We start from the raw sequence: 13,974 nt of genomic DNA, 5'->3' as shown, positions 1-13,974 counted from the left end.
GCGGGACACGCGACCATCGGGAGTCACACGGCAAAGCATCGAACACGCGAACAGACGACGACACATCGTCCCGGTACGAACACGCAGCGCGTCCACCATCCGGTCCCCAAACCAACCACCAACCGGCCCGACGGGTCGGGAACATGGATAACAGAACAACAAGTCTTGCGGCGGTCACAGCCAGGGGAGACGCCCGGCCCCATTCCGAACCCGGAAGCTAAGACCTGGCACGGCGATGGTACTGCACCCGACAGGGTGTGGGAGAGTAGCACGCCGCCGCACCCACACTTCACATGAAAGCCCCGAACCGGCACACCGGTCCGGGGGCTTTCCCATACCCACACCCCGAAACCCGACACACCAAACCGGGGGCTTCTTCATATCTGGACCTCTACGCCACCAACCAGCATCGCGGACCGTGACCATCAGAATCCCAAGACCATCCGCCGGCCCTGGAATCCTCCTGTTGCCGGCCGGCCGCATTGCCAGTCGAAACCATTGCGCATCCGCCCTCCGAGCAGGAAGACATGCAGCCTTCCCCACCCGGGCCATCATGTTGCTGCCTTCGGTCGGGGAGACGCATCTATGATGTGCAATATGCACTATTTCACGCCGAAACGCTGCGAGACGACGAGCAAGATCATGTACCATGATCAGCAGACCGCGTGGCAGGCGGCCGAGCAGAGCCGCATCGAACGCGGCATGGAGCTATGGGTGTACCGATGCCAGTACTGCGGCCAATGGCATCTGACGCATCACGACCCGGCGCTGAATCAGGCCGTAGGCCATTTCAAACGCTCGCAGAAGCGGTATTCACGAAAGAAAGGGTACAAGCCGCGCTATCGGTGACACGGCCCGTACCCTTGCCATCCTCGTCGCGCACGACATCATCGCCATGCATGACGAACCATCGATCAGCGATTCAGCTCGAAGCCCTGCTTCGCTGCATGTTCGAGGCCGCGGCCCAGCACCTCGCCGGCGACGGCTTTCTTCGCGATCTGCGCGTCATAGGTCGGCAGCGGCGTATTCGGATCGCGCAGGTCATAGTACTGATGCACTTCCTCGTTGAACTCCGCGATGTTGCGCATGATGAAGGAAGGATCGTCGTTGTAGCGGTTGTCGAAGAACTGCAGGTCGGCGCCCATGCGCGGCTTGACCTCCGGCTCCTGGGCGGGCTTGCCGATCGCAAGGCCCAGCACCGGATACGTGTACTTCGGCAGATGGAACAGCTCGATGAGCCGCGGAATGTCGTTGAGGATCGAGCCGAGGATCACGCAGCCGAGTCCGAGCGACTCCGCCGCCGTCTCCATCGCATGGAGCGCAAGGACGGCGTCGTTCTGCGCCTGCGTGAAGCGGTAGCTGTTCTTGAGGGTGAACGCATCGGAATCGACGGCGCCACCCTGTTTGCGGGCAATCACCATATTGCGGTATTCGTCGAGGACGAAGACGTAGAGCGCGGGCGCCTGCGCGATGTACGGTTGCTTCGCGATCGCGGCGAGATCGTCCTTGAGGCTTTGGTCGACGACGCGAATCGCCGACCAGTCGTTGAGATACTGGCTCGACGCCACATGCTGCGCGGCGGACTCGATCGTCGCCGTCATCTCGGGCGACAGCGGCTCGGGACGGAACGCGCGGATCGAACGACGGTTGAGCAGGACATCGACGGTGTCATTATGCAGTAGTTCAGTCATACCGGTATTATCCCAGACCGCCGCTGTTGCGCGCGTCGGACGTACCAATAGCGCAACGGCGACCTACAGATATGCACGGATATGCGATCGCTGACCAAACGAAAGGTACGGCAGCAAGAAGGCCCGGCGACGATCGTCGCCGGGCCTTCGTCGTTCAGCCGCGCCTGCGCTGCAGCCGCGTGATGATCTTCTGGACGCCCTTCGTCGAGACGTCGGTCAGCAATGTGCCGAAGGCCGCCGACGCGGCCGCGAACAGCATGCTCATGACGAGTCCTTGCTGCCGGTCCTGCGCATCGTCGTCGGGGTTCGGATGGATCTTCGCCGTGACCAGATTCCACACGGAGCTGAACACCTTGCCGCCGATGAGACCGACGACGGCGGGGAACGCCATGCGGAAGACCTTATCGCCGAGCGTGTCCGGATCGGCCATGCGGGCTTCGCGCATGGCCGTGACCTTGTCGTTCACGTTGTTCAGCGCCGCGACCGTCCTGTCTGTCGTCGCGTCGAGATCGGAGCGTTCACCGGCGATGGCGTTCGTCGCAGCGGTGAGCTTGGCGTCCGCGGACGCCGATTCATGCTGATGCTTCTTCATACTGCACCAGTGTATGCCATCGTCGATGCAAGGTCGCCGTGAACGGTCGCGTCCCGTCATTCATGCGGCACGGTACAGTGGGCATATGCAGAATTCAATGATGAATGACCACGCGAAGCGTTACGGCACGCTCGTGCTGCTTCGCCATGGGCAGACGCGCTGGAGCGAGACCGGCCAGTACACCGGGCGCACGAACATCCCCCTCACCGACGTCGGCATGCAGCAGGCACGCGACGCCGGCGAGCGTCTGCGCGCGTTGTTCCCGGACGGCTTCGCCGACGGCGACGTCTACTGCTCCGATCTGCAGCGTGCGATGACGACGGCGAACGAGGCCGGATTCCTGACGCCGACGCTCACGCCCGACCTCGAGGAGTGGGATTACGGCCGCGCCGAGGGACGCACGCGCGCGGAGCTCTTCGCCGCGCTCGGCGAGGAGTGGAACGTCTGGGCGCAGGGACCGACGGCGCTCGCCGACCATCTCGCCGGCGAACGCGTCGAGATTTTCCCCGACGGCCAGCAGATCACGATCATCAACGGCCCGGGCGAAAGCATCGAGGACGCGGCCGCACGCGCCCGCCATGTCATCGACCGGGTGATGCCGGCGCTCGAGGCCGGCCGCGACGTGCTGTGCGTGGCACACGCGCACATCCTGCGCATCCTGACGACGCAATGGCTCGGCGTGGATCCGCGCTTCGGCCGCAATCTCAAACTCGACACCGCGCACATCTGCGCGCTGTCCGTCTACAAAGGCGACCACGTGATCTGGAAGTGGAACGTCTGAGCGGACGGACGACGCGCCGATGTGCGCGGTGACGGATGGACGGCGACGCGCGATCAGATGCGCATCCACACGGCCGCGTCGACCGGCAGCGAATAGCCGTCGAAGGCCGTCGAACGCAGCACGATGTCGCCATGCGGCAGCTCGACCGGCGACGGGCCGAAGTTGACGATGCAGGCGAAGCGGTCGCCGTCGACGGCCGGACGCGCATAGGCGATCACGTCGGATTCGCCCGGGTCGAGCACGTCGTCGCCGAGCCACGCGAGCGACAGGTCGCCGGTCGGCGTCAGATGGTCCTGACGCCAATGCAGCGCGCGCCGGTAGAGATTGAGCATCGACGTGTCGTCGGCGTCCTCGGCGTCGGCCGCATAATCGGCATACCACAGCGGCTGCGGCAGATGCGGGTCGGCGGGGACGGATCCGTCGGCCGGCGCCGACGAGAAGCCGAAGGACGCGCCGGTGCCGAAGCGGGGATCCCAGTCGGCCGGGCGCGGACGGTCGGCGGCGACCCACGGCAGCGGCACGCGGCAGCCGTCGCGACCCTTCTGCGCGTCGCCATGGTCGGTGTTGAACGCGACCGGATCCTCAAGATGGTCCCACGGAATCGTTGCGACCTCCGGCAGACCCAGCTCCTCGCCTTCATACACATAGACCGAACCGGGCAGGCCCAGCTCCATCAGGATCGCCGCGCGCGCCCTGCGTGCGCCGAGCTCGCAATCTTCGGGATAGGTGGTGCCGGAACGCAGCAGCCAGTCGTTCGCGAGGACATGGTAGTCGTTCGTGCGCACCTGCGGCAGGCCGTAGCGGCTCGCATGGCGGCAGACATCATGGTTGCTCATGACCCACGTCGTCGTCGACTTCGCCTCGTCGGCGCTCGCAAGCCCCTCGACGATCGCCGTGCGGAACTCGTCGGCGAACCAGTCGGCCTTCGCGAATTCGAAGTTGAAGACCTGACCCAGCTCGTCCTTCGACGCGTACAGATGCTGGTGCTCCGGCACGATCCAGGCCTCGCCGACGGCGAAGCGCGGCGGGTCGTATTCATTGAAGACGGCATTCCACTCGCGGTAGATGTCATGCACCTCGGGACGGTCCCACAGCGGATGGGTGCCGTCATGCGACTGGTCGCCGCCGACGCTCCAGCGCTCGAGCTCCTTGAGCGGGCGGGAATCGAGATCCTTCGCCAGGCCATGCGCCACGTCGATGCGGAAGCCGTCGACGCCGCGGTCCGACCAGAAGCGCAATGTGCGCTTGAAATCGTCGTGCACGTCCTGGTCCTTCCAGTTGAGGTCCGGCTGCTCCTTCGTGAACAGATGGAGATACCATTCTCCGCCGCCGACCGGCTCCCAGGCCGGGCCGCCGAACAGCGACTGCCAGTTGTTCGGCGGCAGCTCGCCGTGCTCGCCTTCGCCGTGGCGGAAGATGTAGCGGTCGCGCTCCGCGGAGCCGGGCGCGGCGGAGAGGGCGGCCTGGAACCACGGGTGCAGGTTCGACGTGTGGTTCGGGACGATGTCGACGATCACCTTGAGTCCGGCCGTATGGGCGGCCTCGAGCATCGCATCGAAATCGTCGAGCGTGCCGAGGCGCGGATCGACGTTGCGGTAGTCGATGACGTCGTATCCGCCGTCGGCGAGTTCGGACGGGTAGAACGGCGAGAGCCAGACGGCGTCGACGCCGAGCTTCTTGAGATAGCCCATCTGCGCGGTGACGCCGGCGATGTCGCCGAGACCGTCGCCGTTCGCGTCGCGGAAGCTGCGGGGATAGACCTGATAGACGACGGCTTGTTTCCACCAGTCGTCATGGGTGTTGTTGAGGGTCATGACGTTCCTTTCCCAACGGCATGCGGATCGTGTGCATGCCTCACCATCGATGTGTTCGCCTGGTGCGTGTCCCGGTTTTCGTTCGGACATGCGCGGCTGCAGCTAATTATATTCCTTTGTAAAGAAATAGATGCACGACGCGGACATGTCGAAGTGTCGCATACGTCGGGCACGGCGGACATGGCATGGCGGAAGCTGTCGCATCGGCGTCATGATTGGCGTCACGGTGTGCGCCATCGCGGCGCGGCCGCCACGGGCGACGACGCTCCCGGTGTGTCGTTAGCAAACGCTTTCATCGGTCGTAAAACACCGGGAAACATTGGAAACGCGGTATTTCTGCGCTGCAAGCGGTGCTGAAGTCAGCGCAAAGGCCGCCGTTCGGCGTGCCTACGTTTGCACATTTTGTATTTATGGTGCACAATGGTCGTTGAAAGAAGTTGTCGAGGAAAGAGACTTCTTAACGTGCACCGCGAAGGTGCAGCGCCCGGCAGGGCGTACAGAGAAAGGTTCGAAGATGAATCGTACGATGAAGACAACCGTGGGATTGCTCGCCGCGGCCGCTATGGTCGTGCCGCTCGCCGCATGCGGCGGCGGAAGCTCCAGCTCCTCCGGTGATGGCAAGGGCAGCGTCTACTTCCTGAACTTCAAGCCGGAAGCCGCGGACCAGTGGAAGGCGGTCGCTGCGGAGTATGAGAAGGAGAAGGGCGTCAAGGTCAAGGTCCAGACGGCCGCTTCCAACACTTATGAGCAGCAGCTCAAGTCCGAGCTCGCCAAGAGCGAAGCCCCGACGATCTTCCAGGTCAACGGCCCGGTCGGATACCAGAGCTGGAAGGCTTACACCGCGGATCTCAAGGACACCGCGATCTACAAGGACATGAACGACCAGAGCCTCGCGCTCACCGACGGCGACAAGATCGTCGGCGTGCCGTACGTCATCGAGTCCTACGGCATCATCTACAACAAGGACATCGTTGCGAAGTACACCGCCCTCGACGGTGCGGTCATCAAGTCCGCCGATGAGATCAAGGACTTCGACACGCTGAAGAAGGTCGCCGACGACATGCAGAAGCGCAAGAAGGATCTCGGCATCGAGGGCGCCTTCACGTCGGCCGGCTTCGACGCCAGCTCCGATTGGCGCTTCAAGACGCATCTGGCGAACATCCCGCTGTACTACCAGTTCAAGAAGGACAACATCACCGCTCCGCCGGCGTCCATCAAGGACATGTACATGGACAACTTCAAGAACATCTTCGACCTGTACATCACCGATTCCACAACCGAGAAGACCCAGCTGAGCTCGAAGACCGGCGATGACGCGAGCTCCGAGTTCGCGCTCGGCAAGGCCGCCTTCTACCAGAACGGCACCTGGGCATGGAGCGATCTGCAGAAGGCCGGCATGAAGGACTCCTCGGTCGGCATGCTCCCGATCTACATCGGCGTTGACGACAAGACCGAAGGCCTTGCGACCGGCTCCGAGAACTACTGGTGCATCAACTCGAAGGCTTCCGAGGCCGACCAGAAGGCCTCCGCCGACTTCCTCGAGTGGGTCATCACCTCTGATGAGGGCAAGAAGGCGATGAGCGAGGACATGGGCTTCACCACGCCGTTCTCGACCTTCAACGATGTCAAGACCACGAACCCGCTGATCGCCGACGCGAACGCCAGCATCCAGAACAAGAATCTGACGCAGGTCGCTTGGGACTTCTCGATGATGCCGTCCGAGGAGTACAAGAACGTCCTCGGCCAGGCGATGCTCGCCTATGCGCAGGGCACCGGTGACTGGAACGCCGTCGTCGACGCCTTCGTCAACAACTGGGCGACCGAGTATCAGGCGACGCACTGAGTCGGTTGGGCGGCCGCGTCCGACGCGGCCGCCCCCATCATCGACCGAACATCGTCATCGACGATCGTTCGCATCGACACAACTGAACATCGATAACTGAACAGCGTCGCATGGTCGCACCTTTCTGATCCCGTGGACGCCGCCCTGAACGGCGGCGTCCACGCGACGATCGTACGACGTACGCCGACGATCGTCGGCAATAATCGAACATCGATAACTGAAAACCGCTTTTTTCTTCCTCTGAATCCTTCTGTGCAACGTGGGGCGCCGCATTCGTGCGGCGCCCCACGTTCGTATATTCGGAATGCTGCGCGCGACCGCGACGACGCGACGCCGATATGCGGATCCGCGCGCTATGGCTGCGGCGGTCGTCGGCGCTGCGAAGGCGGCGTCCATGCGAGGACGACGTTGCATATGGCGATCCACACGAAGACGACGGTAGGGGGGCCACGATGACGTCATCGTGGCCCCCCCTGTTCGTCTGTTCGTATTTGGGGAGTGGCCGATCAGGGACGCGGTTCGGCCGGGCCGGTCGACGAACGGATGACGAGGCGCGCCGGCTCGGTGACGTACAGCTGCTCGGGCGTTTCGCCGTCGATGAGTGCGAGCGTCATCTCGGCGGCCTTGCGCGCCATGCGCGCCGGATCCTGTGCGATCGTCGTCAGGCCGATGTCGCTCGCATAGGTGCTGTTGTCGTAGCCGATGACGGAGATCTGCCCGGGCACCGCGAAGCCGCCGCGCATCAGCTGGAAGATGAGCGGAATCGCGATGCCGTCCTCCTGACAGGCAACGGCCGTCGGCATATGTTCGAGACTGAGCAGCTGCGTGACGACTTCGGCGATGCGGTTCTCCGATTCATCGGCGACGATGACATGCGGCGAGATGCCGGCATGACTGCAGCATTCGATGAACGAATCGAAACGCTGCTGCACGCTGAAATGCAGCGAGACGTCGCGGTTGGCGCGCACATAGGCGATGTCGCGGTGGCCGAGGGCGATGAGATGCCTCGCGGCGAGGATCGAGCCCTGCTCGTCGTCGATGTTCACCGATGCCGAGAATCCACGTTCCTTCGGCAGCACCGAGTTGATGCCGATGATCGGCACATGGATTGAATTGAGTTGGGCGATCTCCTTGCTGTCGATGTCGAAGGAGACGACGATGACAGCGTCCGCGTTGCGGCGCACCGGCAGCATCTCGAAGAACTCCTTGCGCTCCTCGATGCTCGAGACCTGGAAGATCGACAAGTCGTAGCCCTCGGCGTGCAGCACCTGATTGAGGCCTTCGATGACCGATGCGCTGAACCACAGACGCAGATGGTCGCTGACGAGCAGCGCGATGCGCAGCGCGCGGCCGGTCTTCAGCGCGACGGCAGAACGGGAGGTCGAGAAATTGAGTTCCTCGGCGATGTGCAGCACTTTCTCGCGGGTGGTCTTCGAGACCAACTCAGGACGGGTGAAGGACCGCGACACCGTGGAAATCGATACGTTGGCGGCGCGCGCGACGTCCTGAATGCTCGTGCTCATCTCAGCTCCTTCGACATTGAAGAACGATCCGGTGGTGGTGATCGGTGTGCAAACGTTTGTGCAACGCGGATTTCACAAACGTTTGCAGTATATCATGTTCCTTACAAAACGGCGAGCTTCCAGCGATTCATCGCGCAAAGCGCCGCGATGGCCGACGGAGGTGACGGCAGTGATGACACGCAAAAATGTAAACGTTTGACAGGGTTCTGCTTCGCTGTTACAGTGGGCACTGTCATCCACATGCCCGGAGGCTAGGACGAGCCGGCATGGCGCCGGAACGGCCGAAGGCAAGGAGAGGGCGCATACGCAGGAGTATGCACAGAAAGAACGAGGAAAGTAGGCATACTATGATCAGTATGGCCGGTAAGGCGATACGCCGTTGGTGGGCGTTATTTGTACTTCCGACATTCGCCGCATTCATCATCGGTTTCGTGGTGCCGTTCATCTACGGCGTCTACCTGAGCTTCTGTGAGTTCACGACGGTCACCGATGCCCAGTTTGTCGGCTTCAAGAACTATGCGAAGGCGCTGCAGGACAAGACCTTCCTGCATGCGCTGCTGTTCTCCACGCTGCTGACGATCGTCACGACGATCATCATCAACGTCGTCGGCTTCGCGATCGCGTACATGCTGACAAAGTCGATTCGCGGCGCCAACCTGTTCCGTTCGGTCTTCTTCATGCCGAACCTCATTGGCGGCATCATCCTCGGCTACATCTGGATGCTGCTGCTCAACGGCGTGCTCGCCCATTGGTCGAAGTCACTGACCTTCGATCAGAAATACGGCTTCTGGGGCTTGGTCATCCTGGTCTGCTGGCAGCAGATCGGCTATATGATGATCATCTACATCGCCGGCATGCAGTCGTTGCCGACCGACGTGCTTGAGGCGGCGTCGGTGGACGGTGCGAACGGCCGTCAGACGATGTTCAAGATCATCATCCCGCTGATGATGCCGTCGATTACCGTCTGCTCGTTCCTGACGGTCACGAACGGTTTCAAGCTCTTCGACCAGAACCTCGCGCTGACGAACGGCGCGCCGAGCCGCATGTCCGAAGGCCTGGCGCTTAACATCACGAACACGTTCTACGGACGCGTCGGTTTCGAAGGCGTCGGCCAGGCCAAGGCCGTGCTCTTCTTCATCCTGGTGGCGGTCGTCTCGCTGCTGCAGAACAAGCTCACCACATCCAAGGAGGTCGAGGCATGAACGGCGACAAGGTTAAGCACAGTGGTCTGTGGACCCTGTTCTTCTCGATGATCTCGATTGCCTGGGTCTTCCCGATCTTCCTGGTCATCATCAACTCCTTCAAGCAGAAGGCGTACATCAGCGACAACGCTTTCTCATTCCCGACGAGCGACACCTTCTCCGGATGGGACAACTATGTGCGCGGCGTCGAGCAGACGAATTTCTTCGCGAGCTTCGGCTGGACTGTCATCGTGACCGTCGGTTCCGTCGCACTGATCCTGCTGTGCACCTCGATGTGCGCATGGTGGATCGTCCGCGTCAACAACTGGGCGGCCAAGGCGCTGTACATCCTGTTCCTGTTCAACATGATCGTGCCGTTCCAGATGCTGATGTTCACGCTCTCGTGGCTCGCCGATCGCCTCGGTCTCAACACGCCGTGGGGCCTGTGCATCATCTACCTCGGCTTCGGCGCTGGTCTCGCCGTGTTCATCTTCACCGGCGTCGTCAAGGGCATCCCGCAGTCGCTTGAGGAATCGGCGATGATCGACGGCGCTTCGGTGCCGCGCATCTTCTTCCAGGTCGTCGTGCCGATCATGAAGCCGTCGATCATCTCCGTGGCGATCCTTGAGGCGATGTGGGTCTGGAACGACTACCTGCTGCCGTATCTGACGCTCGACCTGAACAAGTACAAGACGATCTCCGTGTCGATCCAGTACCTCAGGGGCGGCTACGGTTCGGTGGATATGGGTGCGATGATGGCGTGCCTCGTGCTCGCGATCATCCCGATCATCCTCTTCTACATCCTGTGCCAGAAGTACATCGTCAAGGGTGTCATGGCCGGCGCCGTCAAGGGCTGACGCCAAGTCAGCCCTTGGAAAACAGCGCGGTGCGCTGTTTTCAGGAGGCGGCCCGAGCGGCTGTGCCTCGAGGGTGGGTTTGAGTCCGGCCGTAGGCCGGTCGATATCTGCAGGGCCGGAGGAGGCGCCGTCAAGGGCTGACGTCAAGTCAGCCCTTGGAAAAGCGCGGTCAAAGGCTGATCTTTCCAACCATCAATCAACACACGAAGGCCGGGTGCCACGGCTTCCCTTCGGGGAAGGCCGCAGCGCCCGGCCTTCGCCTTGCATATCGTCCGCGGCGCGGCCGGATGAAATCAGCTGCCCGCACTAAGCTCGGACGGAGCATGCGAGACAGGCAGGAGCGTACATGAGCTGGCTTTCCCCGGATTCGAAATTCATGCAGGCGTGGAACAACTTCACCGATGCGATCATCATCAACCTGCTGATGCTCGTCACGAGCATCCCGATCGTGACGATCGGCGCCGCATTGTCCGCCGGGCAGACGGCGACGCGCAAGATGCTCATCGGGCAAGGTCATGTCACGAGGAACTACTTCGCCGCATTCAAGGAGAACTTCGCCCGTGCGACGATCCTGTGGGTCGTCTATCTGCTGTTCGGAGCCGCGCTCGTCTACAGCTGGATCGTGCTGCAGATCACGCCGCTGCTGATCCCGAAGATCGCATTGACGATCCTGTGGGTCATCGGCTTCGAATGGGTGTTCGCGCTGCAGGCGCGCTTCGAGAACCCGCCGACGCGCACGATGGCGAACGCCTACATCTTCGGCGTCACCTATTTCCCGGCGACGCTCGCGCTCGCCGCGATCGACGCCGTCTATTTCGGCTTGTTCGTCTATCTGTGGTTCAAGCTGCCGCAGATGCTGTTCCTGCTCGTCGTGCTCGGCTACGGTTCGCTGCTGTCGCTGCATGTGCCGATCCAGGAGTATGTGCTGCGCAAATACACCGGCCAGCCGTTCTCGACGCATGTGCAGGAGGACACCTGGACCGTCAAGAAGAAGCCGCAGTGAGCGGCTGCCTGCAGCGGCAGCCGGAAAACATGGAGGGCCTCCCGTCGTCGGGAGGCCCTCCATGTCTGAACCGTTAGAGAGAGGTCGAAAAAACTAACGGTTCATGATCTGAGACAGCGACATCACGCGCGGCGAGTCGAAGACCTCGTTCGTCGGTACGACGTGGCCCTCGGCATCGGCGAGCGGGATGCGCCAGTTGGGATATTCGGTCGACGTGCCGGGCTGGTTCTGCGTGCGCATCTCGCCGACGCCGTCGACGAGCGCGGCCTGCAGCAGCAGTGCGGGGGAGTCCTTGAGCATCGCGTGCATCGCCTCGACGATCTGCTGCAGATGGCCGGGGACGTCGTCGGCCGCCTCCTGCGGCAGCCATCCGCCGGACACGAGCAGTTTGAGCATCGCCCGCTGCTCGGCCTCGGCCGACTTCATGAACTCCTCAACCGGCTCGCTGAGCAGATGCAGCTGCTCGCGCAGCTTGACGTGCTCGTACATCAGATAGCCGGCGGTCGGCGGCAGATCGTGCGTCGTGACCGAAGCGAGCGAATACTCGCGGTAGGTGTCCGGCATCGCATACGGGTCGCCGGCGTTCGGCGAGTTGTCGACGCGCGCGAACCATTCGACGGTCGTGCCGAGGACACCATGCTCGGCGAGGATACGGGAGACATAGTCAGGGACGGTGCCGAGATCCTCGCCGATGACCATGCCGTCGACGCGCGACGCCTCGATCGTGAGGATCGCGAGCATCGCCTCGTAGTTGTAGCGCACATAGGCGCCGCCGCGCGGACCCTTGCCCTGCGGGATCCACCACAGGCGGAACATGCCGAGCACATGGTCGATGCGGATCGCGCCGGCGTGCGCGAACATGTTGTGCACCATGTCACGGTAGACGTTGTAGCCGTCCGACTCCATGAAGTTCGGGTCGAAGGGCGGCTGGCCCCAGTCCTGCCCCTGCTGGTTGTAGAAGTCGGGCGGGCATCCGACGGTCACGGTGCCGACGGCGAAACGCTCCGGGCTCCACCATACGTCGGAGCCGTAGGTGTGCACGCCGACGGCCATGTCCTGCATCAGGCCGAGCGCCATGCCGGCGTTCTTCGCCGCACGCTGCGCCGCCTCGACCTGCTCCGCGGCGATCCACTGCAGCCAGCACGCGAAGTCATAGAGGTCGCCGTAGTCGTTCTCGAGCTGCGCGATCTGCGGGCTGTGTCGATCGTACTTCGTGAACCAATCGTTTTCGGCATCCCATGGTGCGCCCCACACCTGGAACGCGACCGACCACAGTGCGAAGGCACGCAGATCCTCGCCGGCCTGCTGACGGAACTCGTCGAAGGCCGCCTGACGCTTGGTCGAACGCTCCTGCTTGAAGACGATGTGCAGCGCTTCGCGCTTCGCATCCCACGCCGCGTTGATGTCGATCGGACTCGGGTCGGTGTCCGCCGCCGCGACGCGTGCATGCAGCGCCTCGACCTTGTTGAAGTCGTCGCCTTCGAGATGTTCGTATTCGGGGATGTCCTGCGGACGGATGTAGGTGACGTTGAGGAAGCGTCGCGACTCCGGCAGATACGGCGACGGTTCGAGCGGCGTGATCGGCGCCGTCGCGTGGATCGGGTTGATGAGCATGAAATCGGCGTGCGACTTCCTCGCCGCGTCGGTCACCAGTTCCCTGAGATCGCCGTAGTCGCCGACGCCCCATGAATCGGCCGAGCGCACCGAGTACATCTGCGCCATCCAGCCCCAACGATGGCGTTCCTGTACGGCCTGCGGCACCGGAATGCGCGCCGGCGCGCAGATCACGTGGGCCGTCGCATGGCGCTCGCCGTCTTCGACGGTGAGCGTGTGGTAGCCGATCGGCAGCGCATCGGTCAATGTCAGTTCGTAGACGGTCACGTCGGCGTCCGGCGCCGCCTCGGCGTCCTTGCGTTCGACGGTGAAGAAGTCGCCTTCGGCGTGCACGCCCTCCTCGAGCATCAGCGTGACGGTCGGCTCGCCGTGCAGTGCATGCAGCTCGACCGGTTCGTCGGTGCCGATGAACTTGACGACGGTTGGCGGCACGAGACGCGTGGCCTCTTCGTTCAGACGCAGCTTGAGCGCCTCGTCGACGCGTTCGTCGGTCGACGCGTCGACGCCGAGCGCCTTGAGCACGGTGACGAGGACGTCGTCGTCGATTTCGACGTAGGTGCCGAGCTGGTCGATGTACGACGTGGAGACGCCCCACATGTTCGCCAGTCGGATGAGTGGACGCGTGAGGCGCTCGGCGCTCTCCTCGCGCTGTGGTGTAGTCTGTTCCGGCATCATTGCTCCTTATTTCCTCATGGGTGGCGGGGCGTGTGCGCTCGCGCGCGGCGGTCACGCGTTCCCCTGTGCTTTCCTCGATTGCTGATGGTGGTCGCGGAACGTCATACTTCGTTGGTGACGAACCATCGCCTGCAGTCGAGTATAGCGTATGTTGAAAGCGTTTGCAAATGCGGTGTTTTGGCTTTATCAAGCCAAAATTGGGTGATATGAGTGTGACGGCGTGCCGGCGGTTCCCCGGCGTGTACGCCTACGTTTGCAAACCGACGTCGCGGGGGAGGGGCGAGACGGAGCGGCGAGGCCGGCTTGCGGTGTCCGGTTTCCGTCCCGGTTCGTCGATGGGTTCGATGGGTTGGGACGCGAACGGGCCCTTTTGCGTCCCGGTCGGTCGAGGTGACCGAGT

The 13,974-nt window shown here is 62.7% G+C and carries 11 protein-coding genes and 1 rRNA gene; 7 read left to right on the top strand and 5 right to left on the bottom strand.

Features of this window, described 5'->3' with window-relative positions:
- Positions 1-166: 166 nt before the first annotated feature.
- A 5S ribosomal RNA gene (rrf, locus tag BCHO_RS08595) occupies positions 167-282 on the top strand.
- 315 nt (positions 283-597) lie between these two features.
- The gene (locus BCHO_RS08590) at positions 598-849 is read left to right on the top strand and encodes a hypothetical protein (protein WP_024541511.1); all 252 of its coding nucleotides are present in this window, start codon (positions 598-600) and stop codon (positions 847-849) included.
- Between the two features lie 65 nt (positions 850-914).
- Here the strand turns inward: BCHO_RS08590 and BCHO_RS08585 are convergent, their stop codons facing one another.
- Together BCHO_RS08585 and BCHO_RS08580 are read right to left on the bottom strand one after the other, a co-directional pair.
- A complete protein-coding gene (locus tag BCHO_RS08585) occupies positions 915-1,691 on the bottom strand; it encodes a nitroreductase family protein (protein WP_024541512.1) in 777 nt (258 codons plus the stop codon).
- A 154-nt stretch (positions 1,692-1,845) separates the two neighbouring features.
- Positions 1,846-2,283, bottom strand: a complete 438-nt coding sequence (locus BCHO_RS08580; protein WP_024541513.1) for a DUF4235 domain-containing protein — start codon at positions 2,281-2,283, stop codon at positions 1,846-1,848.
- 85 nt (positions 2,284-2,368) lie between these two features.
- On the opposite strand from BCHO_RS08580, the gene BCHO_RS08575 reads away from it, so the two are divergent.
- Entirely contained in the window at positions 2,369-3,064 is a 696-nt protein-coding gene (locus BCHO_RS08575) for a histidine phosphatase family protein (RefSeq protein WP_024541514.1), read from the top strand.
- Positions 3,065-3,117: 53 nt separating this feature from the next.
- On the opposite strand, the gene BCHO_RS08570 is transcribed toward BCHO_RS08575, so the two are convergent.
- Positions 3,118-4,878 carry a glycoside hydrolase family 13 protein gene (locus tag BCHO_RS08570; protein ID WP_024541515.1) on the bottom strand — a complete coding sequence of 587 codons (1,761 nt, stop codon included), beginning with the start codon at positions 4,876-4,878 and terminating at the stop codon, positions 3,118-3,120.
- A gap of 514 nt (positions 4,879-5,392) precedes the next feature.
- Here BCHO_RS08570 and BCHO_RS08565 point away from each other — a divergent pair.
- The gene (locus BCHO_RS08565; RefSeq protein ID WP_024541516.1) at positions 5,393-6,721 is read left to right on the top strand and encodes an ABC transporter substrate-binding protein; all 1,329 of its coding nucleotides are present in this window, start codon (positions 5,393-5,395) and stop codon (positions 6,719-6,721) included.
- 506 nt (positions 6,722-7,227) lie between these two features.
- Here the strand turns inward: BCHO_RS08565 and BCHO_RS08560 are convergent.
- The gene (locus BCHO_RS08560) at positions 7,228-8,244 is read right to left on the bottom strand and encodes a LacI family DNA-binding transcriptional regulator (RefSeq protein ID WP_024541517.1); all 1,017 of its coding nucleotides are present in this window, start codon (positions 8,242-8,244) and stop codon (positions 7,228-7,230) included.
- A gap of 347 nt (positions 8,245-8,591) precedes the next feature.
- On the opposite strand from BCHO_RS08560, the gene BCHO_RS08555 reads away from it, so the two are divergent.
- From BCHO_RS08555 to BCHO_RS08545, 3 genes are all read left to right on the top strand, one after another.
- Positions 8,592-9,446, top strand: coding sequence for a carbohydrate ABC transporter permease (locus tag BCHO_RS08555; RefSeq protein WP_024541518.1), 855 nt, complete (start codon positions 8,592-8,594; stop codon positions 9,444-9,446).
- Positions 9,443-10,282 carry a carbohydrate ABC transporter permease gene (locus BCHO_RS08550; RefSeq protein ID WP_024541519.1) on the top strand — a complete coding sequence of 280 codons (840 nt, stop codon included), beginning with the start codon at positions 9,443-9,445 and terminating at the stop codon, positions 10,280-10,282. Before BCHO_RS08555 ends, BCHO_RS08550 begins: the two co-directional genes overlap by 4 nt.
- Positions 10,283-10,628: 346 nt before the next feature.
- Positions 10,629-11,285, top strand: a complete 657-nt coding sequence (locus tag BCHO_RS08545) for a YesL family protein (protein WP_024541520.1) — start codon at positions 10,629-10,631, stop codon at positions 11,283-11,285.
- A gap of 93 nt (positions 11,286-11,378) precedes the next feature.
- Here BCHO_RS08545 and malQ read toward each other — a convergent pair whose 3' ends face one another.
- Positions 11,379-13,571: a 4-alpha-glucanotransferase gene (gene malQ / locus BCHO_RS08540; RefSeq protein WP_024541521.1), complete on the bottom strand. Its 2,193-nt coding sequence runs from the start codon at positions 13,569-13,571 to the stop codon at positions 11,379-11,381.
- Between the last annotated feature and the right edge of the window lie 403 nt (positions 13,572-13,974).

This window comes from Bifidobacterium choerinum (assembly GCF_000741135.1).
GTDB lineage: Bacteria > Actinomycetota > Actinomycetes > Actinomycetales > Bifidobacteriaceae > Bifidobacterium > Bifidobacterium choerinum.
Note: the sequence above shows the minus strand (reverse complement) of the source record. Positions and strands in the feature narration are given on the sequence as shown.

Coding starts and splice junctions, on each gene's coding strand:
- BCHO_RS08550 (WP_024541519.1), top strand. CDS start 9,443: ATGAACGGCGACAAGGTTAAGCACAGTGGTCTGTGGACCCTGTTCTTC.
- BCHO_RS08545 (WP_024541520.1), top strand. CDS start 10,629: ATGAGCTGGCTTTCCCCGGATTCGAAATTCATGCAGGCGTGGAACAAC.
- BCHO_RS08590 (WP_024541511.1), top strand. CDS start 598: ATGCACTATTTCACGCCGAAACGCTGCGAGACGACGAGCAAGATCATG.
- BCHO_RS08585 (WP_024541512.1), bottom strand. CDS start 1,691: ATGACTGAACTACTGCATAATGACACCGTCGATGTCCTGCTCAACCGT.
- BCHO_RS08580 (WP_024541513.1), bottom strand. CDS start 2,283: ATGAAGAAGCATCAGCATGAATCGGCGTCCGCGGACGCCAAGCTCACC.
- BCHO_RS08560 (WP_024541517.1), bottom strand. CDS start 8,244: ATGAGCACGAGCATTCAGGACGTCGCGCGCGCCGCCAACGTATCGATT.
- BCHO_RS08575 (WP_024541514.1), top strand. CDS start 2,369: ATGCAGAATTCAATGATGAATGACCACGCGAAGCGTTACGGCACGCTC.
- BCHO_RS08570 (WP_024541515.1), bottom strand. CDS start 4,878: ATGACCCTCAACAACACCCATGACGACTGGTGGAAACAAGCCGTCGTC.
- BCHO_RS08555 (WP_024541518.1), top strand. CDS start 8,592: ATGATCAGTATGGCCGGTAAGGCGATACGCCGTTGGTGGGCGTTATTT.
- malQ (WP_024541521.1), bottom strand. CDS start 13,571: ATGCCGGAACAGACTACACCACAGCGCGAGGAGAGCGCCGAGCGCCTC.
- BCHO_RS08565 (WP_024541516.1), top strand. CDS start 5,393: ATGAATCGTACGATGAAGACAACCGTGGGATTGCTCGCCGCGGCCGCT.